Below are 9,662 nucleotides of genomic sequence, written 5' to 3'. Positions count from 1 at the left end.
AGTAGGACACCGCCGGACTTCTTCAACGAAATGGCCACCCAACGCTGGGTGGCCATTTCGCATTTACAGGCACATTTGCCGGAGGAAGGACTGACATGTCGTCGGACGACACGAATGCACGCAGGGATGATCGGGAACGTCGCAACGACGGTCCCCGGAAGCGTGATTCGGACTCCGATCGTCGGTCCCGCCCGTCCGGCGACCGGCCGTTCTCAGCAAACGGTCGTCCGCGTCGCGACGGCGACAGCGCGGGTCGCCCGCGTCGCGACGGTGACGCGCGTCCGTTCCGTCGTGACGGTGACGCCGCTGGCCGGCCGCGTCGCGACGGTGACGCGCGTCCGTTCCGTCGTGACGGTGACGCGCGTCCGTTCCGTCGTGACGGTGAGGGCGGTGACCGTCCGCGTCGTGACGGGGATCGTCCCTTCCGGCGGGAAGGCGACTCCGCGGGGCGTCCGCGCCGCGAGGGGGAGGCCCGTCCGTTCCGTCGGGACGGAGAGAATGCCGGTCGTCCGCGTCGCGACGGCGAGGCGCGTCCCTTCCGCCGCGACGGTGACACCGCCGGTCGTCCGCGTCGAGACGGCGACGCTCGTCCCTACCGCCGCGACGGTGACACCGCCGGTCGTCCGCGTCGAGACGGCGACGCTCGTCCCTACCGCCGGGACGGAGAGAACGCCGGTCGTCCGCGCCGCGACGGTGACAGCCGTCCGTTCGGCGGCGGCGACCGTCGGTCCACGGATCGACGTCCCGGCGCGGGAGCCCCTCGCCGCTTCGAGGAGGATGACCGCCGCGCCACGCGTCCGCCGCAGGACCAGCGCGAGCGCGGTCCCGAACTCCCCGAGGACATCACGGCGCGCGACCTCCCCGGTGCCGCCCGGAACGAGCTCAAGACGCTGAGCAAGGAGAACGCCGACACCGTCGCGCGTCACCTGGCGATGGCCGGCCGACTCATCGACGAGGACCCGGCGCTCGCGCACGCGCACGCCCTGGCCGCGTCCCGTCGGGCCGGTCGTGTCGCGGTCGTGCGCGAGACCGTCGGCATCACGGCCTACGCGGTCGGCGACTTCGCCCTCGCGCTGCGCGAGCTGCGCACCTACCGCCGCATCTCCGGTTCCGACGAGCAGATCGCGCTCATCGTCGACAGCGAGCGGGGCGTCGGCCGGCCCGACCGCGCGCTCGAGGAGGGGCGCACCGTGGACCGGTCGACGCTGTCGACCTCGGCGCGGGCGCACCTCGCCATCGCCATGTCGGGGGCCCGCCTCGATCTCGAGCAGCCCGAGCGCGCCCTGCAGGAGCTTGACATCCCCGAGGCCGACCCGGACCGCGCGTTCGAGTGGAGCCCCGAGCTGTTCGCCGCGCGCGCGGCCGTCCTCGAGGAGCTCGGCCGTGACGACGAGGCCGCCACCTGGGCGCGTCGCGCGACCGTCGCCGCGGAGGCCCTCGACGCGGCCAACGGCGTCGCGGACCGCGAGGTCATCGTCGTCGAGGAGATCGACGTCATCGACGACGACGGGGGAGTGGACGTGGCATCCGGTGTCGTCGTCGACGACGAGCCCGAGGACGCGACCTCGGACGAGGAGCCCTCGGACGGTCCCGCCGAGCCGGAGGAGGACTCGTCCGCACCCCTCGACGAGGGTGACGGCGCGGTCGCCGACGAGACGCGGGTCGACGAGGCGTCGGACGAGACGCCGGTCGACGAGACGCCGGCCGACGAGGCCTCGTCGGACGAGGAGGACTACCGGTGATCTTCGGCCGCAAGCCCGCGCCGCCGACCCCGCTCGAGGGCGTGGACGTGCTGCTCGCGGATCTCGACGGTGTCGTGTACGCGGGACCCGGCGCGCTGCCGCACGCCGTCGACAGCCTCAACCGGGCCACCGCCGGGGGCGTCCGCCTCGGATTCATCACCAACAACGCCTCCCGCACCGACGTCTCCGTCGCAGAGCACCTCACGTCCTTCGGCCTTACCGTCACCGCCGAGGACGTCGTCACGAGCCCCCAGGCCGCGATGCGGCTGATGCGGGACCTCGTGCCGGCGGCATCCACTCTCCTCGTCGTGGGAGGCGAAGGGCTCGTCGTCGAGGTCGAGAAGGCCGGCTACACGGTGACGCGCAGCGCGGACGACTCCCCGGCCGCGGTCGTGCAGGGGTTCGCGCCCGAGGTCGGCTGGGCGCAGCTGGCCGAGGCCGCCTACGCGCTGGCGACGCCGCCCGAGGAGGGAGGCATTCCCTGGGTCGCGACGAACACCGACTGGACCATTCCGCAGGCGCGAGGGATCGCGCCGGGCAACGGCACGCTCGTGTCCGCCGTGCACACCGCCGTCGGCCGCCTCGCCACCGTCGCGGGCAAGCCCGAGCGCGCGATCTTCGACGAGGCCGTGACGCGGACGGGTGCGCGCGCGCCGTTGTTCATCGGCGACCGGCTCGACACCGACATCCAGGGCGCGCGGGCGGCCGAGATGGCCTCCGTGCTCGTGCTGACCGGCATCGACCGTCCCAAGCAGGTGCTCGCGGCGCCCAAGAACCAGCGTCCGGACTACATCGTCGAAGACCTCCGGCAGCTGTTCGAGCCGTACCCCGAGACGATCGTCAAGGGCGACCGCACCCGGGTCGGCGACGCCGTCGTCGAGATCGACGGGGTCGACCTCCGCATCGTCTCGGAGGGGGATCGTCAGATCGACCTGCTCCGCGCGGGATCGGCGGCGATCTGGAACTCCGGGCGGGCGATCTTCGGATTCCGCGTCCCGGAGAAGCTGTACGCCGACCCGTTCCGGGTGGGGCGCCGCGGCTAGCATGGGCGGCATGTCCGACAGCGTCCCCGCCCCCGACCCCGAGCTGACCGACCGGCTCCGCGCGATCGAGGAGCAGCCGCTGGCGGACCGGGCCGTCGCCTACGCCGCGCTGCACGACGAGCTCGTCGCGCGCCTGGAGTCCGGACCCGACGGCATCGCGACGACCGCCCGATGAGCGCCCGACTCGACGCCGAGCTCGCCGCGCGGGGGCTCGCGCGCTCCCGCACGCACGCAGCCCAGCTCATCGCGGACGGGCTGGTCAGCGTGGACGGGCGCCCGGTCGTCAAGCCGTCAGTGAAGGTCGAGGCATCCACCTCCCTCGTCGTCGCCGGCGCCGACCATTACGTCAGCCGCGGCGCGCACAAGCTGATCGCCGCGCTCGACGCGTTCCCCGTCGACGTGACCGGACGCGTCGCCCTCGACCTCGGGGCGTCGACGGGAGGGTTCACGCAGGTGCTGCGCGAACGCGGGGCCCGCAACGTGCTCGCGGTGGATGTGGGACACGGGCAGTTGTCCCCAACCGTGGCATCCGACCCGGGTGTCGTGTCGGTCGAGGGGTATAACGTGCGGTTCATGACGCCCGAGACCCTCGCCGCCGCGACCGGTGTCGACGAGCGACCGACCGTGGTGACGGGGGACCTGTCCTTCATCTCCCTCGCGCACGTGCTGCCCGCCGTCGCGGCCACCGCCGCGCCGGAGGCCGACGTGATGCTGCTCGTGAAGCCGCAGTTCGAGGTCGGCCGCACGGCGGTCAAGGGCGGCCTCGTGACCGACCCGGCCCTGCGCGCCGACGCGGTGACCGGCGTGCTGTGGGCGGCGTGGGACGCGGGCCTGCGCACGGCCGGGCTGATCGCCTCGCCGATCGCCGGCACGCACGGCAACCAGGAGTACGTCGCGTGGTTCTCGGCCGGTCGCGGCAGCGATCCGTCAGAATGGGTGAGCACCATGACCCGACTGACCGGAAGCCGATGACCCCCAGCGACCGCAACATCCTCCTCGTCGTCCATGCGCGCCGCGACGACACCGTCCAGGCGGCGCAGCGCATCATCTCCGCCGTCCGCGGCGCCGGCGCGACCCCGGTCGTCGCGGCCGACGACCGCCCCGAGCTGGCGGAGCGGCTGCCGCTCGACGGTGTGCGCACGCTGGGCGTCGACGTGGACCTCGACGACATCGAGCTGGCCATCGTGCTCGGCGGCGACGGGACGATCCTGCGCGCGGCCGAGATGGTCCGCGGGGGAGCGGCCCCCATCCTCGGCATCAACATGGGGCACGTCGGCTTCCTCGCCGAGATCGAACGCGACGACATGGACGACGCCGTCCGCCGGGTGATCGCGAGGGACTACCAGGTGGAGGAGCGCCTCGCGCTGGCCGTCCGGGTCCTGGATGCCGATGACCGCATCATCTTCGAGACGTGGGCCCTCAACGAGGCAACCGTCGAGAAGGCGAGCCGCGAGAGGATGCTCGAGGTCGTCATGGAGGTCGACGGCCGACCGCTGTCGTCGTTCGGATGCGACGGCGTCGTCATCGCGAGCCCGACCGGCTCCACCGCCTACAACTTCTCCGCCGGTGGTCCCGTGGTGTGGCCGACGGTCGAGGCCATCGCCGTCGTGCCGCTGTCGGCCCACGCGTTGTTCGCCCGCCCGCTCGTCGTGAGCCCCGACGCCGTCGTCGCGATCGAGGTGCTCGAGCGCACGAGCGGGAGCGGCATCCTGTGGTGCGACGGGCGTCGCTCGCACGAGCTGCCCCCGGGTGCCCGCGTCATGGTGCGAAGGTCGTCGCGACCGGTCCGCCTCGCGCGTCTGCACCCCGCCGCGTTCACGGACCGTCTCGTCCGCAAGTTCCGCCTTCCCGTCACCGGCTGGCGCGGCTCGGTCGGAGGCGCGTCGTGATCGAGGAGATGCGTCTGCACGACCTCGGCGTCATCGCCGACGCCACGCTGCCGATCGGCCGCGGCTTCACCGCCATCACCGGTGAGACCGGCGCGGGCAAGACCATGGTCGTCACCGGTCTCGGGCTGCTGCTGGGGCAGCGCGCGGACTCGGGAGCCGTCCGTTCCGGCGCGGCCCAGGCCGCCGTCGAGGGCGTCTGGATCGTGCCGGAGGACGGGCCGGTCGCCGAGCGCGTCCGCGAAGCCGGCGGAGCGGTCGAACCCGTCGGCGGCGGAGCGGCGGAGCTGTACCTGGGTCGCACCGTGTCGAGCGAGGGGCGCGGACGCGCCACGGTCGGCGGCCGGACGGCCCCCGCGGGTGTCCTCTCGGATCTGGCCGACGCCCTCGTCGTCGTCCACGGACAGTCGGACCAGCTGCGGCTGAAGAGCTCGACGGCGCAGCGTCAGGCGCTCGACCGCTTCGGCGGCGAGACCGTCACGACCGCACGCGAGCGGTACCGCACCGCCTGGGACGCGTGGCGCGCTCTCGATGCCGAGCTGACGACGCTCGAGACCGACCGCGACGACCGCGCCGCCGAGGCGGAGCGGCTGCGCGCCGCGATCGCCGAGATCGAGGCGGCCGCACCCGTCCCCGGCGAGGAGGACGAGCTCTCCCGCCGGGCCGAGCGCCTCGCCAACGCGGAGGAGCTGCGGGTGGCCGCCGCCACCGCGCACGCCGTGCTGTCGAGCGACGACGAGGGTCCGGACGTCGTCACCCTCCTCGCCGAGGCGCGACGCGCGCTCGAGCGGATCGCCGACAGCGACGCCGCCCTCGGGACCATCGGCGAGCAGGTCGCCGACCTCGGGTACCGCGCCGCGGACGTCGCCGTCGCCCTCTCGGGCTACCTCGCCGACCTCGACGAGTCGGGGCCGCACGAGCTCGCCGCCGTTGAGGAGCGGCGCTCGGTACTCGCGGGTCTGGCCCGCACGCACGGGTCCGTCGACGCGGCGCTCGAGCTGTTGGCATCCGGGTCCGCGCGCCTCATGGAGCTCGACGACGACGGCGACCGGATCGCGCGGCTGACGGCCGACCGCGACGCCGCCGCCGCCGAGCTCGACGCCGCGGCCGAGGACCTCACCGCGGCCCGCCGCGAGGCCGCGGAGCGGCTGGGAGCGGCCGTGACCGAGGAGCTGCACGCCCTCGCCCTCCCCGACGCCCGTCTCACCGTCGACGTCTCCCCGGCCGCCGCCCCCGCGGGCCACGGTCGCGACGACGTGGCCATCCTTCTCGCCCCGCATCCGGGCGCCGACCCGCGGCCGGTCTCTCGGGGGGCGTCCGGCGGCGAGCTCAGCCGCGTCATGCTCGCGATCGAGGTCGTCATCGCCGGGGTCGACCCGGTGCCGACGTTCGTGTTCGACGAAGTGGATGCCGGGATCGGCGGTGCGGCGGCCATCGAGGTCGGTCGCCGTCTGGCGCGCCTCGCCGAGTCGTCGCAGGTGATCGCGGTCACGCACCTCGCACAGGTCGCCGCGTTCGCCGGCAACCACCTGACCGTCGTCAAGGGCAACGACGGCTCCGTCACGGCATCCAGCGTCCGCCGCCTGGACGGAGCGGAGCGCGAAGCCGAGATGGCGCGCCTGCTGTCGGGGCTCAGCGACTCGGACGCCGCGCTCACGCACGCGAGGGAGCTGCTCGCCACCGGGCGCGCACGATGACGACGCGAACGACGAACGGGGGCGCGCGGTGTCCGCGGGCCCTCGGTCGCTGATAGGATCGAAGCCCGTGATGCAGACTTCGGACGCGGGACATTCAGACGACACCACGGCATCGACCTTCACCACGAAGCACATCTTCGTGACCGGAGGAGTGGTCTCCTCTCTCGGGAAGGGCCTGACGGCGGCGAGCCTCGGCAACCTCCTCACGGCGCGGGGACTCCGCGTCGTCATGCAGAAGCTCGACCCCTACCTCAACGTCGATCCGGGAACGATGAACCCGTTCCAGCACGGCGAGGTCTTCGTGACCGACGACGGGGCCGAGACCGACCTCGACATCGGCCACTACGAGCGCTTCCTCGACATCGAGCTCAGCCAGGCGGCCAACGTCACCACGGGGCAGATCTACTCCCAGGTGATCGCACGCGAACGGCGCGGCGAGTATCTCGGCGACACCGTGCAGGTCATCCCGCACATCACCGACGAGATCAAGCGCCGCATGCGCCTGCAGGCGAGCGAGCAGCCGCAGCCCGACGTGATCATCACCGAGATCGGCGGCACGGTCGGCGACATCGAGTCGCAGCCGTTCATCGAGTCGGCGCGGCAGATCCGCCACGAGCTCGGCCGCAAGAACGTGTTCTTCGTCCACGTCTCGCTCGTGCCGTTCATGGGCGCCTCCGGTGAGCAGAAGACCAAGCCGACGCAGCACTCCGTCGCGGCGCTGCGCTCCATCGGAATCCAGCCCGACGCCCTGGTCCTCCGGAGCGACCGGCCCGTCACCGAGTCGAACAAGCGCAAGATCGCGCTCATGTGCGACGTCGACGAGGACGCGGTCGTCAACGCCGTCGACGTGCCGAGCATCTACGACATCCCGACGATGCTGAACGACCAGGGTCTCGACGCCTACATCGTCGACGCGCTCGACCTCGACAAGGCCGCGGACGTCGACTGGTCGCGCTGGCAGCGTGTGCTGCAGGCCGTCCACAACCCCAAGCACGAGGTCACGATCGGCCTCGTCGGCAAGTACATCGACCTGCCCGACGCGTACCTCTCCGTCACCGAGGCCATCAAGGCCGGCGGGTTCGGGCAGGAGACGCACGTGAAGATCACGTGGATCCCCTCCGACCTGTGCGAGACGCCCGAGGGTGCGGCGAAGGCCCTGTCGGTCGTCGACGGCATCATCGTCCCCGGCGGCTTCGGCATCCGCGGCATCGAGGGCAAGCTCGGCGCGCTGCGGTTCGCCCGCGAGCAGGGCATCCCCACGCTCGGCATCTGCCTCGGCCTGCAGTGCATGGTCATCGAGTACGCGCGGACCATCGCCGGTCTCGAGGGCGCCTCGTCCAGCGAGTTCGACCCCGACACCGCGCACCCGGTCGTCGCGACGATGGCCGAGCAGGTCGACATCCTCGAGAGCGGCGACCTCGGCGGCACGATGCGCCTGGGCCTGTACCCCGCTGCACTGGCCGAGGGCTCGCTCGCCGCGGAGGTGTACGGCTCGAGCAGCATCTCGGAGCGACACCGTCACCGCTACGAGGTCAACAACGCCTACCGTCAGCGGCTGAGCGACGCCGGCCTCGTCTTCTCGGGTCTGAACCCCGACCTCGACCTCGTCGAGTTCGTGGAGCTGCCCCGCGACGTGCACCCGTACTACATCGCCACGCAGGCGCACCCCGAGCTTCGGTCGCGCCCGACGGAGCCGCACCCGCTGTTCCGCGGTCTCGTCGGGGCGGCGCTCGACCGTCACCGCTCCAGCGAGCTGTTCGACGTCGAGGAGGATTGATGGCCGACGAGCTGCGGGACGAGCGGGTCGACCTCGACGTCGTCTCGACCGAACGCGTCTACGAGGGCGCGGTCTGGGACGTGCGGTCCGACACCGTCCGATACGGCGACGGCGAGATGACTCGACAGTACGTCGAGCACCCCGGTGCGGCGGCCGTGGTGGCGATCGACGACGAGGGTCGGGTCGTCCTCGTCCAGCAGTACCGTCACCCCATCAAGGAGCGCGACTGGGAGATCCCGGCGGGGCTTCTCGACGTCGCGGGGGAGCCGCCCCTCGAGACCGCGAAGCGGGAGCTGACCGAGGAGGTCGACCTCGCGGCGGAGCGGTGGCAGCACCTCGTGTCGATGCACACCACGCCCGGGGGCAACGACGAGGTCGTGCACCTGTACCTCGCACGCGGGCTCTCCGACGCGACGACGGACTTCGAGCGCGAGCACGAGGAGTCCGACATGCGCGTGGAACGCGTGCCGCTGGCCGACGTGATCGACGGGGTCCTGGCGGGACGCCTGCGCAACGGCATCCTGGCCGTCGGGGCGCTCGCCGCCGCCGAGGTGCTGCGCCGCGAGGCCGCGTCGGCCTGACGTGGAGCTCGAACGGGCGGTCGAGGCGTACGTGCGCCACGTCGCGCTCGAACGGGGTCTTTCCGACCACACCGTCGCGGCCTACACCCGCGACCTCGCCGGGTACGTGACGTGGCTGGGCGACCGCGGCATCCATGACAGCGCCGCGATCACGCCCGCCCTCGTCGCGGATTTCGCCGCGGAGCGCGCCGCCGCCGACCCGCCGCCGGCGGCGACGTCGCTCGCACGGCTGCAGTCGTCGGTGCGCGGGCTGCACCGCTTCCTCGTCCGGGACGGTATCGACCTCGACGACCCGAGCGCGCGCCTGCGGCCACCCAAGACGCCGAAACGCCTTCCGAAGGCGCTCAGCATCGCGCAGGTGGAGCAGCTCTTGGATGCCGCGGGCCCGACCCCCGGGACGGAGGACGCGAGCGCGGGCGATCCCGCCGCTGTTCGGGACCGGGCTCTGCTCGAGCTGCTGTACGCGACGGGCGCGCGCGTGTCCGAGATCGTCCAGCTCGACGTGGACGACACCGCGTACGGCGACGTGCTGCGCGTGCGCGGGAAGGGCGGGAAGGAACGCGTCGTGCCCGTCGGCTCGTACGCCCGTGCCGCCGTCGACGCCTACCTCACGCGCGTGCGTCCCGCGCTCGCCGCGAAGGGACGGGCCACGCCGCGGCTGTTCCTCGGCATCCGCGGCGCGCCGCTGTCGCGGCAGAGCGCCTGGCTCGTCCTGCAGGCCGCGGCGGAGCACGCCGGCCTGACCGCGCACGTCTCGCCGCACACACTGCGTCACTCCTTCGCGACGCACCTCCTGCAGGGCGGGGCGGACGTCCGCGTCGTGCAGGAGCTCCTCGGTCACGCCTCCGTCGCCACGACGCAGATCTACACGCACGTCTCGGTCGACGCCCTGCGGGACGTGTACGCCGTGTCCCATCCGCGCGCGCGCTGACGCCG

At 72.8% G+C, this 9,662-nt stretch carries 10 protein-coding genes; 9 read left to right on the top strand and 1 reads right to left on the bottom strand.

Going from position 1 to position 9,662, the window contains the following annotated elements; all coding sequences use genetic code 11:
• Window positions 1–212: 212 nt before the first annotated feature.
• On the bottom strand, window positions 213–926 hold the full coding sequence (locus ACO03V_RS10130; protein ID WP_423137494.1) for a hypothetical protein: 714 nt from the start codon (window positions 924–926) through the stop codon (window positions 213–215).
• Window positions 927–932: 6 nt separating this feature from the next.
• Between ACO03V_RS10130 and ACO03V_RS10125 the strand changes: the two genes are divergently transcribed.
• The 9 genes from ACO03V_RS10125 to ACO03V_RS10085 all read left to right on the top strand — a co-directional run bounded on the left by ACO03V_RS10125 (window position 933) and on the right by ACO03V_RS10085 (window position 9,657).
• The gene (locus ACO03V_RS10125) at window positions 933–1,742 is read left to right on the top strand and encodes a hypothetical protein (RefSeq protein WP_423137493.1); all 810 of its coding nucleotides are present in this window, start codon (window positions 933–935) and stop codon (window positions 1,740–1,742) included.
• Window positions 1,739–2,785 carry an HAD-IIA family hydrolase gene (locus ACO03V_RS10120; RefSeq protein WP_423137492.1) on the top strand — a complete coding sequence of 349 codons (1,047 nt, stop codon included), beginning with the start codon at window positions 1,739–1,741 and terminating at the stop codon, window positions 2,783–2,785. Before ACO03V_RS10125 ends, ACO03V_RS10120 begins: the two co-directional genes overlap by 4 nt.
• Before the next feature lie 10 nt (window positions 2,786–2,795).
• Window positions 2,796–2,960: a hypothetical protein gene (locus ACO03V_RS10115; RefSeq protein ID WP_367727517.1), complete on the top strand. Its 165-nt coding sequence runs from the start codon at window positions 2,796–2,798 to the stop codon at window positions 2,958–2,960.
• Window positions 2,957–3,757, top strand: a complete 801-nt coding sequence (locus ACO03V_RS10110) for a TlyA family RNA methyltransferase (RefSeq protein ID WP_423137491.1) — start codon at window positions 2,957–2,959, stop codon at window positions 3,755–3,757. Before ACO03V_RS10115 ends, ACO03V_RS10110 begins: the two co-directional genes overlap by 4 nt.
• Complete coding sequence (locus ACO03V_RS10105; protein ID WP_367727515.1) at window positions 3,754–4,674, top strand: NAD kinase; 921 nt, start codon at window positions 3,754–3,756, stop codon at window positions 4,672–4,674. Before ACO03V_RS10110 ends, ACO03V_RS10105 begins: the two co-directional genes overlap by 4 nt.
• Entirely contained in the window at window positions 4,671–6,368 is a 1,698-nt protein-coding gene (gene recN, locus ACO03V_RS10100; protein ID WP_423137490.1) for a DNA repair protein RecN, read from the top strand. The genes ACO03V_RS10105 and recN overlap by 4 nt, the downstream gene beginning before the upstream one ends.
• 70 nt (window positions 6,369–6,438) lie before the next feature.
• Window positions 6,439–8,145, top strand: coding sequence for a CTP synthase (locus ACO03V_RS10095; protein ID WP_423137506.1), 1,707 nt, complete (start codon window positions 6,439–6,441; stop codon window positions 8,143–8,145).
• Window positions 8,145–8,726 (top strand): NUDIX domain-containing protein, encoded by a 582-nt coding sequence (locus ACO03V_RS10090; protein WP_367727513.1) that lies wholly within the window; start codon window positions 8,145–8,147, stop codon window positions 8,724–8,726. The genes ACO03V_RS10095 and ACO03V_RS10090 overlap by 1 nt, the downstream gene beginning before the upstream one ends.
• A 1-nt stretch (window position 8,727) precedes the next feature.
• Complete coding sequence (locus ACO03V_RS10085) at window positions 8,728–9,657, top strand: site-specific tyrosine recombinase XerD (RefSeq protein ID WP_423137489.1); 930 nt, start codon at window positions 8,728–8,730, stop codon at window positions 9,655–9,657.
• Window positions 9,658–9,662: the final 5 nt, after the last annotated feature.

This window comes from Microbacterium sp. HMH0099 (genome assembly GCF_049384025.1).
Taxonomy (GTDB): Bacteria; Actinomycetota; Actinomycetes; order Actinomycetales; family Microbacteriaceae; genus Microbacterium.
Note: the sequence above shows the minus strand (reverse complement) of the source record. Positions and strands in the feature narration are given on the sequence as shown.